At 73.2% G+C, this 15,938-nt stretch carries 8 protein-coding genes; 3 read left to right on the plus strand and 5 right to left on the minus strand.

The annotated features are described in order from the left end of the window. Both FCH28_RS29725 and FCH28_RS29730 read right to left on the minus strand, forming a co-directional pair. The gene (locus FCH28_RS29725; RefSeq protein ID WP_136743282.1) at positions 1 to 528 is read right to left on the minus strand and encodes a (2Fe-2S)-binding protein; all 528 of its coding nucleotides are present in this window, start codon (positions 526 to 528) and stop codon (positions 1 to 3) included. Between the two features lie 73 nt (positions 529 to 601). Next, the gene (locus tag FCH28_RS29730; protein ID WP_246103348.1) at positions 602 to 3,622 is read right to left on the minus strand and encodes an AfsR/SARP family transcriptional regulator; all 3,021 of its coding nucleotides are present in this window, start codon (positions 3,620 to 3,622) and stop codon (positions 602 to 604) included. Between the two features lie 337 nt (positions 3,623 to 3,959). Between FCH28_RS29730 and FCH28_RS29735 the strand changes: the two genes are divergently transcribed. Then, the gene (locus FCH28_RS29735) at positions 3,960 to 4,958 is read left to right on the plus strand and encodes an alpha/beta hydrolase (RefSeq protein ID WP_136743283.1); all 999 of its coding nucleotides are present in this window, start codon (positions 3,960 to 3,962) and stop codon (positions 4,956 to 4,958) included. 70 nt (positions 4,959 to 5,028) lie between these two features. On the opposite strand, the gene FCH28_RS29740 is transcribed toward FCH28_RS29735, so the two are convergent. The 3 genes from FCH28_RS29740 to FCH28_RS29750 form a co-directional block, all read right to left on the minus strand. Beyond that, on the minus strand, positions 5,029 to 7,902 hold the full coding sequence (locus FCH28_RS29740) for a SpoIIE family protein phosphatase (protein ID WP_425472028.1): 2,874 nt from the start codon (positions 7,900 to 7,902) through the stop codon (positions 5,029 to 5,031). Positions 7,903 to 8,118: 216 nt separating this feature from the next. Beyond that, entirely contained in the window at positions 8,119 to 8,817 is a 699-nt protein-coding gene (locus FCH28_RS29745) for a response regulator transcription factor (protein ID WP_136743284.1), read from the minus strand. Beyond that, complete coding sequence (locus FCH28_RS29750) at positions 8,814 to 10,046, minus strand: sensor histidine kinase (protein ID WP_136743428.1); 1,233 nt, start codon at positions 10,044 to 10,046, stop codon at positions 8,814 to 8,816. The genes FCH28_RS29745 and FCH28_RS29750 overlap by 4 nt, the downstream gene beginning before the upstream one ends. A 223-nt stretch (positions 10,047 to 10,269) precedes the next feature. Between FCH28_RS29750 and FCH28_RS29755 the strand changes: the two genes are divergently transcribed. Both FCH28_RS29755 and FCH28_RS29760 read left to right on the plus strand, forming a co-directional pair. Then, on the plus strand, positions 10,270 to 10,965 hold the full coding sequence (locus FCH28_RS29755) for a DUF998 domain-containing protein (protein WP_136743285.1): 696 nt from the start codon (positions 10,270 to 10,272) through the stop codon (positions 10,963 to 10,965). 130 nt (positions 10,966 to 11,095) lie between these two features. Then, positions 11,096 to 15,925 (plus strand): cation-translocating P-type ATPase, encoded by a 4,830-nt coding sequence (locus FCH28_RS29760; protein ID WP_136743286.1) that lies wholly within the window; start codon positions 11,096 to 11,098, stop codon positions 15,923 to 15,925. Positions 15,926 to 15,938 lie beyond the last annotated feature (13 nt).

The following is a 15,938-nucleotide window of genomic DNA, read 5'->3' on the forward strand; positions in this document are numbered from 1 at the left end:
TCAGGTCTGGTCGCGGACCGTACGGACGGCGGCCCGGATGTGGGGGTAGGCGGCGCAGCGGCAGATGTTGCCGCTCATCCACTCCCGGATTTCGGCGTCGTCGGAGGCATGGCCCTCCTTGAGCAGCGCCACCGCGGACATGATCTGGCCGGGAGTGCAGTAACCGCACTGGAACGCGTCCTGCTCGATGAAGGCACTCTGCATGGCATGCAGCTCGTCGCCCTCGGCCAGCCCCTCGATGGTGGTCACCTCGTGCTCCTCGCAGGCGATCGCCAGGGTGAGGCAGGACAGCACCCGGCGTCCGTCGACCCACACGGTGCAGGCGCCGCACGTCCCCTGGTCACATCCCTTCTTCGCACCCGTCATGTCCAGACGTTCACGCAACGCGTCCAGAAGACTGACCCTGGGTTCGACTTCGAGGGTCCGCTCGGTGCCGTTGACCGACAGCGTGATCTTCACCGGGTCGGGGCCACGCTCCGGGAGAACGGCGGCCGCGGCCGCCTTGGACGGGATGTGTGGAGCAGACACTGGCTGACCTCCTCAGGATGGAATTTCATCCTGTTTCATGTGTCGGGGGACCGCGACCCGACACGGCAGCCGCTCAGCCGTCTTCGCGGGGCGTGCACTCCTCCAGTCCCGAGAGCGCCAGCGCGCGCTCTTCCAGGTGCTCACCGGCTCCGGGCAGGGCGAGCGCGGTCCGGAACTGCTCCCGGGCCTCGGCGGCGCGGCCCGCCGCGGAGTAGGTGTGGCCCAGCCGGGCGCGGATGTGCATCTCCAGCCGGTCGCGTTGGGGTTCGGTGAGGGGGGACAGCGTCTGGTGCCGGGAGAGCGCCTGGTGGTGGAGGTCCACGGCGACGCCCAGATTTCCCTCGCCCTGCTCCGCCGAGCCCAGCCGGGTCAGGATGAGCGCCTGGAGGAGCACGTCCCCGACCTGCTGGGCGAGGTCGGACGCCCGCCGGTAGAGATGCTTGGCCTCACCGTAATGGCCGAGGTCGAGGTGGACGTCGGCGGTGGTGGTCAAGGCCCTGCTGAGCATGCGGGGCCGGCCGTTCTTCTCGGCGTGCGCGAGGCCGGTGGAGAAGAAGTCCAGCGCCTCTTCGGAGCGCCCCTGGATGTGGTGGAGGGCGCCGAGGACGCAGAGCCCCATCGAGGCGAGCCAGTTGTCGTCGAGCTGCTGAGCCAGCTCCACCGCCGTCGTGAGATGGGCGATCGCTTCCTCGAGCCGGCCCGAAGTCAGTTCGGCGGTGCCGAGACCGCACCGGGCCCTGGCCTCCTCGTGCCGGTCCGCGCGGGCGCGGCTCAGGCGGAGTGCCTCGGTGAACCAGGCGCGCCCCTCCTCAACGCGGTTCTGGTAGATGTCGGTGATGCCCAGGCAGTTCCGCAGTGCGGGAGCCATCCGCCGGTCGGTGGCCTGGTCCGCGTGCCCGAGCGCGATCTCCAGCGCGGTGCGGCACTCGTGATAGCGGCCCTGGCGGGTGAAGTAGTCGATCAGTGCCTCGGCGATCCAGCACGCGTAGTCGAATTCGCCGAGCGCCGCCGCGTGTCCGACGACGTCGACGAGCTCTCCGCCGGCCGCGTCCAGCCAGCTGTCCGCTTCCTTCCAGTCCGCGAACGGCGACTTGGCGGGCTCGGGACCGGTGGCGAAGCCGTTCGGGCCCAAGTCGCTGGTGATCCGGCCCGCGTCCAGATAGAGGCGGAGAGCGGCGGTGCGGGCCACGCCGGCTTCGGCGGGCGCGGCCTCCGCGAGCCGCCGCGCATGCACCCGGACCAGGTCGTGCAACCGGTAGCGACCCGGCCGGGGTTGCTGCACCAGACTCGCGTCGACCAGGCTTTCCAGGATCTCCTCGGACTCGCGGGCCGGCCAACCCAGCATGGCCGCCGAGGTCAGCGGGTCGAACTCGACCGTCGGCGACAGACCCAGCACACGGAATCCGAGCTGCTGCTCCTGCCCGAGCTGGTCGTACGACAGGCGGAAGGCCGCCTCCACGCTGCGATCACCGGCGCTCAGCTCGCCGAGACGGCTCTCGTCGCCCGCCATCCGGTCCACCAGGTACGCCAGCGTCCAGGCGGGCCGGGTCTGCAGCCGTGCCCCGGCGATACGCAGGGCCAGCGGCAGCCCGTCGCACAGCCGGACCAGCTCACATGTCGCCTCCGGCTCCCGGTCCGCGCGCTCCTCGCCCACGATGTGCCGGAGCAGGGACAGCCCCTCGCCGGTCTCCAGGGGCTCCAGCGTGACCCGGCGATCGGTGTCAAGACCGGCGAGCCGCCGCCGGCCGGCCACCATGACCGTGCTGCCGGGACCGGCGGGCAGCAGCGGACGTATCTGCTGCGCGCTCAGCACATCGTCCAGCACCAGGAGCAGCCGCAGGGAACTGGTCGCGGCCCGCCAGGCCGCGGTGAGTTCGTCGAGGTCGTCCGGCACCTCGCTGTCGGCGGCACCGACCGAGCGCAGCAGCCGCCGCAGCACCCGCTGCGGCGACAGTCGCTGCTGCTCCGTGCTGTGCGCGCGCAGGTCCACGAACAGACAGCCGTCCGGGTGGTGGACGCGGAGCACACTGGCCGCGTGGACGACGAGCGCGGTCTTGCCGACGCCGGCAGGGCCGTCCACCGCCACGACCGACACGGATTCGTGCGCCGAGGGCTCGGTCAGCAGCGCCAGTTCGCGCTCCCGCCCGACGAGGCGGCCGATGTCGCCCGGGAGTTCATTGACCGGGCGGCGGGGCTGATCCGGGGTCCCAGCGGGGGCCGGGGGCCGGGAGGGGGACGGGGAAGGAGCAGTGGCAGAGCCTGCCGCCGTCGGACCCAGGAGCTGTTCGTCGTCGCGGCGCAGCACCGCCTGGTGCACCCGGCGGAGTTCCTCACCGGGATCGACCCCGAGCTCGTCGCGCAGCCGCGCACGCATGTCCTGATAGGAGTTCAGCGCGGCGACCTGGCGTCCGCTGCCGTACAGGGCACGCATCCGCAGCGCGGTCAGCGACTCGTCGTACGGGTCGGACGTGGCGAGGGCGGCGAGGTCGTCCAGGGCGTCGGCCGACCGCCCGAGAAGAACCAGACACTCCAGCCGCTCCTGCTGAAGAGTGCGCTGCAACTGCGTCAGCCGCTGCCGCTCGCCCTGCGCGTACGGCCCCGGCAGCCCGGCCAGTGGCTCGCCCCCGAACAGGTCGAGCGCCTCGGAGAGCCGGTCCATTGCCGTTGCCGGGTCACCGGACGCGCTCGCGCGTCGCGCCTCGCCGGCCCGCTCGGTCAACTCCGCCGCATCGAGCCGCATTCCGTCGTTGACGAAGCGGTACCCGCCCCGGTCACCGCGGATCACCGACCCGGTACGCGCGGTGCCCGCCGCGTCGAGCGCCTTCCGCAGCGAGTACACATAGCTCGGCAGCACCCGGCGGCCGGACCCGGGCGGCTCTGCGTCCCATACGTCGACGAGCAGTTGCTCCTGGCTGACCAAGATGCCGGGACGCAGCACCAGCGCGGCCAGCACCGCCTGCCGCCGAACCGGCCCCGGATCCAGCGGAGTCCCGTCACGCCAGACCCGCAGCGGCCCGAGGACCGCGATCCGCAGCCCTTCAGAAGATCCCCCGTGCACCCCGAAGCCCCCGCCCCACACCGATCTCGGCATCATCGAGATTTCATCCGCATTTCAGCGTCTCCCGCAATGGTTTGCAAGTCACCACCGAAGAACCGCTGGGACGCAGGGGAGCGGTGAGACATGGACGCCATGGGGCGCGATGTGCGTCTTGTGGCCCATGCCCCACCCCATGCCGCACCGTCATCACACTGTTTCGTCGAAGGAGGTCGCCGCGCCCCTCAGCGGGTACCGGGCGCGGCCGGCTCCAAGGTACCCCCGCAAGGGATTTCAGCAAGCGGGGGGTCTGCCAACGGCTCGTGCCACTGTTCCACCGCCGCTGCCCCTGTCACTGCCACGGACACCGCCACTTCCACTTCCCGACCAGGAGGTCATGTTGAGCGAGCACCGCCCGACCCGCAGAAATGTCCTGAAAGCCGTCGGCGGAATTTCCGCGGGGATGGCTCTGGGCGGCGCAGGCATCCTCGCGGCGGCGTCGCCGGCCGGTGCGGCCGAGGACGGTTCCGGACTGCGCATCGTGCAGCACAACGAGGAAGACCCCCGCATGTGGTACTACAAGTTCGCGACCGACGCGATCGGCTGGGAGCCGGCCGTCAACGTCCTGCTCCCGGACGACTACCACACCAGCGGACTCACCTACCCCGTCCTCTACCTGTTCCACGGCGGCGGTTCCGACCAGGACTTCAGGTCCTGGGACCAGCTGCCGGAGGGCGGCATCCGCGCCTGGACCGCAGGCAAGCCGCTCATCGTCGTGATGCCCGACGGCGGACACGCGGGCTGGTACTCCAACCCCGTCAGCTCCAACGTCGGCCCCCGGAACTGGGAGACCTTCCACATCGACCAGTTGATCCCGTGGGTCGAGGCGAACTTCAGGACGTACGCCGAGCAGGACGGCCGCGCGGTCGGCGGGTTCTCGATGGGCGGCTTCGGCGCGCTGAAGTACGCGGCCAAGTACCCCGGCCACTTCGCCTCGGTGAGCGCCCACTCCGGCCCGCCCAGCCTGCGCCGCGACTTCGGCGCGGTCACCCACTGGGCCAACGTCACCTCCGCGGCCCTGGACCTGGCCGGCGGCACGATCTACGGAGAGCCGTGGGACGAGGCCAGGGTCAGCGCCGACAACCCCATGGAGCACATCGAGAGCTACCGGGGGAAGCGGATCTTCCTGGTAGCCGGTGACAGCCCCAGCCCGCTCGACCCGTTCAGCATGATCAACGAGCCGGAGGTGCTCGCCGGTCAGCGGGAGTTCCGCGCCGCCCTCGGGGGCGCCGACATCCCGCACGAGGGGTACGAGGAGAGCGGTGGACACTGGGTCCGCCCGCAGCGGGCCATCGACGACATCAACGGGATCGTCGCCCGGCTCCGTCGGGCGTAGCCGGCGAGGCGCGGACGTCAAGGAGTAGGCGACAAGGTGCGGGCGCGCCCCAGGGCGGCCGGTGGCCGGATCAGGCCGGTTCCGGCGCGCCCGCGGGGAGCGTCTGCTCGCACCAGATGACCTTGCCGCTGGTGGCCTGCCGCGCACCCCAGCGCTGCGTGAGCTGGGCGACGAGCAGCAGGCCCCGGCCGCCCTCGTCGAACACACGGGCCCGGCGCAGGTGCGGTGCGGTGCTGCTGCCGTCGGTCACCTCGCAGATCAGCGTGCGGTCACGGATCAGCCGCAGCCGGATCGGAGCGCTGCCGTACCGGACGGCGTTGGTGACGAGCTCGCTGACGACCAGTTCGGTGACGAAGGCGGCCTCCTCCAGGCCCCATGCCGTCAGCTGACGGACGGCGTCCGCACGGACCCCGGCCACCGCCGCGGGATCGGCGGGCACGTCCCAGGTCGCGACCTGACCGGTGTCGAGACGCTGGACACGGGCCAGCAGCAGGGCGGCGTCATCGGCGGGGTGATCGGGCAGCAGGGTCCCGACGACCTCGTCGCACAGCGCGTCCAGCGACAGGCCGGGGGCCGCCGCCAGCGCCCGCTGCAACATGTCGAGCCCCGCGTCCATGCCCCGCTGCCGGGACTCGACCAGGCCATCGGTGTACAGAGCGAGCAGGCTCCCCTCGGGCAGTACCGTCTCCACCGCTTCGAAGGGCAGCCCGCCCAGGCCGAGCGGGGGCCCGGCGGGCAGGTCCAGGATGGTGGCGGTGCCGTCCGGATGGGCCACGGCGGGTGCCGGGTGGCCGGCACGGGCCAGGCAGCAGCGGCCCGACACCGGGTCGTAGACGGCGTACAGGCAGGTGGCGCCGACGTCACCCGGCGCGGCGGACTCGGCGTCCGTCCCGGCCTCCCCGTTCGACCCGGATTCGGCGGCCAGCCGGATCACCAGATCGTCGAGCTGTGTGAGCAACTCGTCGGGCGCGAGGTCGACATCGGCGAGGGTCAGTACGGCGGAGCGCAGCCGGCCCATGGTCGCGGAGGCGTGGATGCCGTGTCCGACGACGTCGCCGACGACGAGCGCCACCCGGGCGCCGGACAGCGGAATCACGTCGAACCAGTCGCCGCCCACTCCCAGCCGGGGATCGGCCGGCAGGTACCGGAAGGCCGCCGCCACCGCGGACTGCGCCGGCAGCCGCCGCGGCAGCAGGCTGTGCTGCAACGTGAGAGCCGCCGTGCGCTCGCGGTTGAAGCGCCGGGCGTTGTCCAGACAGACGGCCGTGCGGGCGACCAGCTCCTCGGCCAGGGCCAGATCATCGGTCTCGAACGGCTCGGGGTGCCGGGACCGGACGAAGTCCACCACTCCGAGCGTCGTACCCCGTGCGATCAGCGGCACCGTGATCCACGAGTGGAACCCGTACGTGCGGCTCCTGGCGAGACGCACGGGGTCCGTCGCCAGCCACGAGCTGATGACCGGGTCCGCCACCCGGTGCAGCTCCGACCGCCCCGTCTCCAGGCAGCGGGCCTGCGGCGAGTTCTCGGGGTAGACGGCGACATCGCCCACCCCGACGACCGCCTCCGGCGTGCCCTCCAGAACGGACCGGTGCGTCACCCGGCGCAGCACGGCGCCGGTGATCGGTCCCGGGGGCGGCTCGTCTCCGCTCAGCAGGGTCTCCAGCAGGTTGACGCTGACGAAATCGGCGAGCCGGGGCACCGCCACCTCGGCCAGTTCCTGCGCCGTCCGATCGAGGTCGAGTGTGCTGCCGATGCGCGTGCTGCCCTCGTTCAGCAGCTTCAGGCGTTCCCTGGCCTCCTCGGCCCGGCCGGCCAGCGCACGCAGCTCGGTGGTGTCCCGCAGCGTCGCGACCCACCCGGCGGGCCCACCCTGGACGGCCGTGGGCCGCAGGTTGACGGCCAGCAGACGGCTCCCGGACGGATGCACCTCGTCGGTGACGGTGCGCCCGGATCCCAGCAGGGCGGCCATTTCCGGGACCAGGCCCAATTCGTCCAGACGCAGCCCCTCCGCGCTCGCCCGCATGCCGAGCAGCTGCCTGGCCTCGTCGTTGGCCAGCACCAGCCGCCGGTCCGCGTCCAGGATCAGCACACCTTCACGGACCGAGTGCAGTACGGCGTCATGGTGCTCGTACATCCGGGTCATCTCGACGGGCCCCAGGCCGTGCGTCTGGCGTCGCAGCCGCCTGCTGACCAGCGCCGCCCCGCCCGCGGCGAGGGCCAGCGAGCCCGCCGCGACACCGAAGAGGACCGGCAGCTGGCGGTTCACCGTGGCGCCGACATCCACTGTCTGCACGCCCGCCGAGACGATTCCGATCACCGTGCCCTGCGCGTCGGTGACGGGCACCAGGGCACGCACCGCGCTCTGCGGCCTGCCCTTGAAGACCTCGGTGAAGGACTGGCCGGCCGCCGCCCGGCCGATGTCGCCCTCGGCGCGGCGACCGATCAGACCTGGTACGGGGTCGGTGTAACGGATCCCGTTCTTGCTGAGCACGGACAGGAAACCCACGCCGGAACCTTTTCGGGCCGCTTCCGCGAGCGGTTGGAGTACCGCCGTGGGGTCGGGCGATCGCAGCGCCTGCGCGACGCCGGGGGAGTGCGCGAAGCCCTCCGCCACGGCGAGGGACCGGTGGCGGGCATCGGTCTGGGCGTCGTGGGTGGTCTTGAGCACCAGGGTCGCCATCGCGGTGGCCGCCAGCAGGACGAGCACGGTCAGCTGCCACACGAACGCTTGCCCGGCGACGCTCCGCAGGCTGAAGAGCGAGGTCAGACGCGCCTTCCAGGACCGGCCGCCGGCGCGCCGCGGTGCGCGCCCTGCCGCTGCGGCACGCCCATGGCCGGAGTCCGCACGACCCCGCCGACGGCCTCGGCGTCTGTCGGCCCATGGGCGGCGCCATGGGGGCCGGAGCGTGCGCCCCAGTGCCGAAAACCGACTGAACGTGCGCATGTGATGATTTTCCCGCACTCCCGGTCATCGCGAACGACATCTCCGGGCGCGGCGGCGGGATTCACGGACATGCCCCGCGTCCGGGCCGTCGGTGACCGTGGCCGGCGCGGCGGCGCCCCGGCGACCGAGGGATCCGTGTGCGGTGGGGGCCGTGTGCGTGAGGGGGAGGGGGCGACCCGTCGTGCGCCCGGCCGTCCGACGCTGCCGGGCGGCCGGTCAGTGATCGCTGGTGCCGGAGCCGACCAGGCCCGCCTCGTAGGCCAGCACGACCGCCTGGGTGCGGTTGTTCGCGCCCAGCTTCGCCAGCACATTGCCCACGTGTGTCTTGACCGTCTCCAGGCTCAACCGCAGCTGTGTGGCGGCCTCTTGGTTGGACTGGCCCTTCGCCATCAGCCGCAGAATCTCGGTCTCGCGGCCCGTGAGCGCGGCGGCCCTGCCGGTGGCGGCATCCCGTGGTAGGGGCCGGCCGGCGGCCAGCCGGCGGATGTCGTCCGGGAACAGCACGGAGTCACCGGTGGCGACCAGCCGGATGGCGTGCGCGATCTGCCGGGACGGTGCCCGCTTGCGGATGAACCCGCTGGCGCCCACCCGCAGCGCGTCATAGACATGCTCGTCGTTCTCGAACGTGGTGATCACTATGACCTTCGGCGGGTCGGGCAGCGCGGCCCGCAGCCGCCGGGTCGCCTCGATGCCGTCCACCCGGGGCATCCGCACATCCATCAGCACGACGTCCGGGCGCAGCCGCTCGACCAGCGGAAGCACCTCCGCGCCGTCTGCGGCCTCGCCGACGACGTCCAGGTCGGGTTTGGCCGACAGCAGGGCCCGCAGCCCGGTACGCGTGAGCTCCTCGTCGTCGACGACGAGGACGCTGACCGGCGGGTCGACGTCGGGTGTTGACGGGCTGTACGCGGTCATGGCGCCGACCGTAGCGGTATCCGCGCGGCCAGTCGCCAGTGGGTGCCGCCGTCGTCGTCCGTACGCCCTGCCGACACCTCGCCGCGCAGCAGCCGCACTCGATCGGCGATCCCGGTCAGCCCATGGCCCTGCTCCCGGCCGGGGCGGAAGCGTCTCCCGACGTCGACGGGGTTGCTGAGCTCCACCTCCAGCCAGCCGTCCCGTATGGCGACCCGCAGGCTGATGCCGGCCCTCTCGCTGTGCCGCAGGGCGTTGGTCAGGCCCTCCTGGACGATCCGGTACGCCTCACGGGACACGGTGGCCGGGAGGCGGGTCAGATCTCCGGTGGTCTCGACGCGAAGTCCGGCGCCCGCCCGCCTGACCGACTCCGTCAGGGCGCCGAGGTCGGCGAGGGTGTGCTGCGGGGCGGTGGGCGACCGGCCCTCCCGGAGGACGCCGAGGACGTGGTCGAGGTCGTCCATCGCGGCGCGGGAGGTCTCCTCGATGCTGCTGAGGGCACGCCGGGCGGCCGCCGGGTCACGGTCCATCAGTTCCCCCGCGACGGCGGCCTGGATGGTGGACGCCGTCAGGGTGTGTCCGATGGAGTCGTGCAACTCCTGTGCCAGTCGGTTGCGTTGGGCCAGCATGTTCATCCGCTGCTCCGCCGCGGCCAGCCGCTCGGCGGGCCGGTGCCCGAGGAGGACCGGGGCGAGCAGCCGCAGGACCGCCGCACCGCCGACGGCGACGAATCCGACCAGCGCCAGACATCCGGCGGAGACGACCACCGTCCACAGCCCCTGCCAGCCCTGCCCCACAGGGACGGTCCAGCCGAAACTCGCCACCGGGCCGCCACCGCTCAGCCAGACCGAGGGCAACACGACGGCCGCGAAGAACGCCAGGCAGGTCACCGCGGTCACCGCACCGCCGACCACCATGTGCGCGGCCAGGTACGCCGACGTCCGCACGCGGTTCACCCAGGGCGACGCCGACGAATCCAGCGGGGCCGGAAGGCCGGTATCCAGCAGCCGGTTGGCCAGCCGCACACACCCACTGCGCGCCGCACGAGGAGCGCTCATGGCGATGAGCACCGCGCTCAGCGCACAGCAGAATCCGACGATACGAAGCGCCGCCGGCCACTTAGGCGAAGCCGCGACGAGTGCCACGATCAGCGGCGGCGGGCTCAGCACCGCGCCGATAAACGCGTAGGTCCAACTCCGGTATAGGGCGCGGCCGCAGAGCGACCGAATCATTGTGCTCACGGCCCGCACAGTACCGCCGGGCCCCGCGGCGCACCTCCCCCGAAAGAGCCAGTACGGGACTGCCGCTTCCGGGGGATACCGAATTCCCCCGGCGCAGCGATGTCAGAGGACCGGGCCGGCTGACAACGTGAGCCGAGCGAAAACCATTCAATTCAGGGCCGGAAAGGCAGTTGTGAAACCGAAAACCGCGTCGCACTCCGAAAACCGCACCGCCATGGCCGCAAAGTTCGCCGCGGCCGCCTGGGTCGTCGCCACCGTGCAGCTCCTCGTCACCCAACTCGTCGTGCAGGCAGCCTGGCGCACGCCCTACAGCTGGGCGAGCTACAACATCAGCGATCTCGGCAACGTCCGATGCCAGATCGCGGACGTCTCCCGCCCCCGCTATGTCTGCTCACCGCTGCACGACGCCATGAACACCTCCTTCGTCATCCATGGCGTACTGCTGCTCGCCGGCACCCTGCTCAGCAGCGGCTGCTGGGGCCGCGGCTGGATATCGGGAAGTGCCCGAACTCTGTTTGCCCTCACCGCCGGTGGGTGGATTCTGGTCGGCTTCGTCCCCGCCGACGTCGACGAGAACGTCCATGTATTGGGCGCGTTCCTCATCATGGGGCTCGGAAATATCGGGCTCATCTGCGCCGGATTCGCCCCGCGCAATTCTCTTGTCGGGAGACTGCGTCCCATAACTCTCCCCATAGCCGCCGTCGCAGTGGTTTCGGCGTGGTTGTTCTTCGGTCAGCACGACCCCGGCATCGGGCTGGGCGGCATGGAACGGATAGCGGCGTTCGCCTTGGACGCGTGGGTCCTCGTCATGGCGCTCGCCATGCGCCGCGCCCGCAGGACGGGCGACGCGGGCGGGTGGCGGCGACCTCGGCCGGGCCGCCCCGAGGCATCGTCGGCCGGGCTTGTCTGAGCCAGGACGCCGCCCGACCCGTTCGGCGGCCTTGGCAACCGGCCCGTCGCGGTACGTGTCAAGGCGGTGTGTGGTGTGCCCGCCGGGGCCCGCGCGCACCGTGGCGACGGCTTGAGAGGGGTGAGGCGGCGTGAGAGTTCCGGCTGCGGGCGCGTGGGGCGCGGTGCTGGGGCTTCCGATAGCCGTGGCCCGTGTGGCGTCGACGCTGGTCGTAGGGGGTGCGGTGACCGGCGCCACCGCCTCGGTGCGGATCGCTGCTCGGGCCGGTGGGCAGGCGCTCGAGGTCGCGTCGGGAACCGCTCGCGCGGCGGGCGCCGCGCTGCCGCGTACCGGCTGGTCCGCGGTGCGCGGGGTGGTCGAGGGCCAGGTGCAGGCGGCCGAGCGGGCCGCGGGAGCGCTGCGCGACCTCGCACACGGCGAGCGTCCGCGGCGGGTGTGGGCCCGGTCCGGCCGTGCGCACATCCAGGCGCACGGCCTGTCCGGAAACGGCGATCGGCACCACCGCTATGTGCGCGCGCTCACCAGAGCACTGCACCGGATCGAGGGTGTCCGCTGGGCCGAGGTGAACGCGGTCACCGGGCATGTGCTCATCGCCTACGCCGAGGGCTCCGTCGGCCTGGAGAGCCTGGTGGCGACCGTGGAGGCGGTGGAGGAGGCACATGGTGCGCACCGCGTCGCCGAGAGCGCGGACGGACGGCATCCGGATGACGATCTGGCCGTCTCGGCCGCCGCGGTGGCGCTGGCCGCGGACTGTCTGGGAGTGGGCACCGCGCTGCTCGGCCGGCTGACCGCGCTGCCGGCCGTGCCCAGCCCGGTGCGAGCCCTGGTGGCCCTGGCGGACGCGCTGCCGCAGGCCCGGCAGCAGTGGGAGCGGCGGATCGGGCGGACACGTACGGACGTGCTCTTCGCGGTCGTCAACGCGGCCGTGCACGGGACGTCCTCCGGCGCCACGCCGCTCGCCGTGGACGCCGCGTACCGGGGCTTCCAGCTCTACGAGATCCTGGCGCGCCGGCGGGCCTGGAACCTGCGCGAGCGGGAGTTGGTGGTGCGGGGCGGTGCGGCGCAGCCGCAGGAGTGCCCGGGGCGTGCCCGGCGGCCCTGCCCGCTGCCGCCGGGACCGGTGGAGAAGGCCGCCGACCGTACCGCGCTCGGGCAGCTGCTCGGCGGTGCCGCGGTCCTGCTCAGAACCGGTGACCCCGTCGCGGCCGGGGACGCGGTTCTGGCCACCGTGCCCAAAGCGGCCGGGCTGGGCCGCGAGGCGTTCGCCACCGTGCTGGGCCATGACCTCGCCCGGCGCGGCGTGGTGGCGCTCGATCCGGCCGCGTTGCGTCGCCTGGACCGGATCGACGCGGTGGTCATCGACTCCTCCGTGCTGTGCAACGGGGAACTTCGGCTGCTCTCCGCCGTCTCCACGAGCGACGCGCTCGACGACGCCCATGTGTGGCGGACCGCGAGCGGGCTGCTGGCGGACTGCGGCACGGCCGGCCTGCGCGGCGACGGCCCATGGCCGCGGCGGGACCAGCGGCAGGACCAGGTGCCCGACGGGGAGTCCGAAGGGAGCCGTGGCAGCGGTCCCGGCGTCGGTACGAGCAGCGGCTGGCGGCTCGTACGGGCGCATGACGCACTGTCAGGCAGCGGCCCGTCCCATCCCACCGGAATGACCCTGGACCTGGTGGACCACGACGGTCACCGGGCCGGCAGGGTCCGGGTGGGCACCTCGCTCGATCCGCTGGCGGAAGCGGTGCTCGCCGCGGCACACGAAGCCGCGCCCACGGTGGTCCTCACCCAGCACGCCAGCGTGGCCGAACTGCTCGCCTGGGGCGATGAGTCCGCGCCCGAGGCCGACCGGCTCACCGAGCAGGTCCAGGCCCTGCAGCGGGACGGCCACGGCGTCCTGGCCATCGCACACGACGGACAGCGGGCACTGGACGCCGCCGACGTCGGCGTGAACGTGCTGCGCCGCCTCGGGGCCACCGACTGGTGTGCCGACCTGGTGTGCGGACCGGGCCTCGCCGAGGTGTGGCGGCTGCTGAGCGCGGTGCCCGCCGCGCGCCGGGCCGCCGCACGGGCGGCCCAGCTCTCACTCAGCGGCTCGGCGCTCGGCGCGCTGCTCGTCGCCAGCCGAAGACGCCGCCGTGTCAGGGGACCGATGCGGGCGGTGTCCGCCTGGCACGACCTCCCGCCGGTGCACGCCGCCTGCCTGACCGCCATGCTGGCCAACGCGCTCACCGCCCGCCGGCTGGACCACCGGCCGCTGCCGCCGCCCGTCGTCCGCGACGCCTGGCACGCCCTCGGCGCGCACGAGGTCTACCGCCGGTTGCACCACGGCCGCACCACCGAGGCGGAGTCCGACGGCCCGGGGGCCACGACGGCCGCCCCACACGGCCCCGTACACCGGCTCGCCCACCGCATCGTGCGGCGGTACGGGTCCGATCCGCTGCTCGACCGTGCCGTGATCACCCCCGTCCGTGGCGCGCTGCGGCTGGCCGCCGCCGCACAGCACGAGCTGGACGACCCGCTGACTCCGGTACTCGCCCTCGGCGCCGCCGCCTCGGCCATCGTCGGATCCAGCGTGGACGCGCTGCTGGTCGTCGGCGTCATGGCCGGCAACGCCGTGATCAGCGGAGCGCAGCGCATGCGGGCCGAGCGGGCGCTCGGCGAGCTGATGGTCGGTCAGCAGACGACGGCACGCCGGCTGCGCGCCGACGAGCAGCGGTCCGTACCCCTGCCGCTCGCCCGGCTCCGGCACGCGCCGAGCGAACGGGTCCCCGGTGAGTCCCTGCGGGCCGGCGACCTGATCGCGCTGCGCGCCAACGACGTCGTTCCGGCCGACGCCAGGCTGCTGCTCACCGACGCCCTGGAAGTCGACGAGGCGGCCCTGACCGGTGAGCCGGTGCCGGTGGAGAAGACCGCCGAGCCGGTCCCGGGCGCCGAACCGGCCGATCGCTCCTGCATCGTCTACGAGGGCACCACCGTGCTGGCCGGAAGCGGCATCGCCATCGTCGTGGCCACCGGCGCGGCCACCGAGGCCGGGCGAGCCGCCACCGTCGCGGGGCACGTCGACGCGGCCTTGGGCATGCAGGCCCGGCTCGCCGAACTCACCCGGATCGCGCTGCCCGCCACCGGCGTCGGCGGTGCCGTGGTGACCGGTCTCGGCCTGTTGCGCGGGCTGCCGTTGCGCCGGGCACTGGAGTCCGGCGTGGCGGTGGCGGTGGCCGCCGTTCCCGAGGGGCTTCCGCTGGTCGCCACCGTCTCCCAACTGGCCGCCGCCCGCCGGCTGTCCCGTATCGGCGTGCTGGTCCGGTCCACCCGGGCGCTGGAGGCCCTCGGCCGGGTCGACACCCTGTGCTTCGACAAGACGGGCACGCTCACCGAGGGCCGGCTGCGGGTCACCCGGCTGGCCGGGCCGTCCGGCCCCCTGCCGCCCGGCGGGCCGGTCGGCCGGCAGGTGCTGCGCACCGCCGCACGGGCCTGCCCGCCGACCGAGGGCACGGCCCTTCCGCTTTCGCACGCCACCGACCGGGCCGTGGTGGCGGCCGCCCACGCCGCGGAGGACGACACCGCCTGGACGCTCGTCGAAGAGCTGCCGTTCGAGACCGGCCGCGGATACGCCGCCTCGCTCGGACGGGACGGGGACACGGCGGTGCTCGCGGTGAAGGGCGCTCCCGAGGTCGTACTCGCCCGCTGCACCCGGGTGCCACGCCCCGGGCAGGAGGACCGGCCGATCACCGACGTCCGGCGCAGGGCCGCCAAGCACACCGTGGGCCGGCTGGCCGCCCAGGGCCTGCGGGTGCTGGCCGTGGCCCAACGGACGGTGCCCGACGCGGAGTTGGTACGCGGCCGGCTCGCCGAGCACGTCGACGAACTGACGCTGCTCGGTTTCGTCGGCATCTCCGACACCCCGCGGCCGGCCGCCGACGACACCGTGCGCCGGCTGGGCGAGGCCGGTATCCGGGTCGTCATGATCACCGGTGACCACCCGGACACCGCCACGGCGGTCGCCGCCGAACTCGGCATTCCGGACGCCCAGCAGGTCCTGACCGGCGCCGAGCTGGACGTGCTGCCCGCCCCCGACCGCATCGCCGCGGTCGGCGAGGCCGCCGTCTTCGCCCGGGTGTCACCCGCGCAGAAGGTGCGGATCATCAAGGACCTGCGCAAGGCCGGCCGCGTGGTCGCGATGGCCGGCGACGGCGCGAACGACGCCGCCGCGATCCGCCGCGCCGACGTGGGCATCGCCGTCGCCGGGCGCGGCACCGGCTCCGCCAGGACCGCCGCCGGCCTGGTGCTCACCGCGGCCCACACCGGGCTCATCCTGGACGCGCTGCGCGAGGGCCGGGCCCTGTGGGACAGCGTGCGGGACGCCGTCGCCATCCTCGTCGGCGGCAACGCGGGCGAGGTCGCCTTCACCGTACTGGCCACCGCCCTCAGCGGCCGGACACCGCTGAGCACCCGTCAACTCCTGGTCGTGAACATGCTCACCGACATGCTCCCGTCGCTGGCCGTCGCCCTCACCCCGGCCAAACGGGGCGAACGGACAGGGAACCAGGACGTCCGCCCGCTCGGCGCCGGCCCGGCACGCGGCTTCGTCGGCACGGACATGGCCCGCGCACTGGCCGTACGCGGCGGCGCCACCGCGCTCGCCGCACTGACCGCCTGGCAGATCGGCCGACTCACCCGGCTCGTCCCCGGCGGCACCCGCCGCGCCTCCACCATGGGCCTGGCCGCACTCGTCGGCACCCAGCTCGGCCAGACCCTGCTCACCCGCTGGCACAGCCCCCTCGTCCTCGGCACCAGCGCCGTCTCGGCCCTCGCCCTCCTCACCCTCGTCGAGACCCCGCTGGTCAGCCAGTTCTTCGGCTGCACCCCGCTCGGCCCGTTCGCCTGGACGGTCGTCGCCTGCTCGGCCACCGCCGCCACCCTTGCAGCCGCCCTCACCTCACGGGTCGTGACACAGAACTGAGCGCACCGAGCTC

Origin of the sequence: Streptomyces piniterrae (assembly GCF_005048155.1) — a bacterium.
Taxonomy (GTDB): domain Bacteria; phylum Actinomycetota; class Actinomycetes; order Streptomycetales; family Streptomycetaceae; genus Streptomyces; species Streptomyces piniterrae.

Excerpts from the sequence above, each read along its gene's own strand:
- FCH28_RS29730 (WP_246103348.1), bottom strand. The coding sequence starts at position 3,622 with ATGATGCCGAGATCGGTGTGGGGCGGGGGCTTCGGGGTGCACGGGGGA.
- FCH28_RS29735 (WP_136743283.1), top strand. The coding sequence starts at position 3,960 with ATGTTGAGCGAGCACCGCCCGACCCGCAGAAATGTCCTGAAAGCCGTC.
- FCH28_RS29740 (WP_425472028.1), bottom strand. The coding sequence starts at position 7,902 with ATGCGCACGTTCAGTCGGTTTTCGGCACTGGGGCGCACGCTCCGGCCC.
- FCH28_RS29745 (WP_136743284.1), bottom strand. The coding sequence starts at position 8,817 with ATGACCGCGTACAGCCCGTCAACACCCGACGTCGACCCGCCGGTCAGC.
- FCH28_RS29750 (WP_136743428.1), bottom strand. The coding sequence starts at position 10,046 with ATGATTCGGTCGCTCTGCGGCCGCGCCCTATACCGGAGTTGGACCTAC.
- FCH28_RS29755 (WP_136743285.1), top strand. The coding sequence starts at position 10,270 with ATGGCCGCAAAGTTCGCCGCGGCCGCCTGGGTCGTCGCCACCGTGCAG.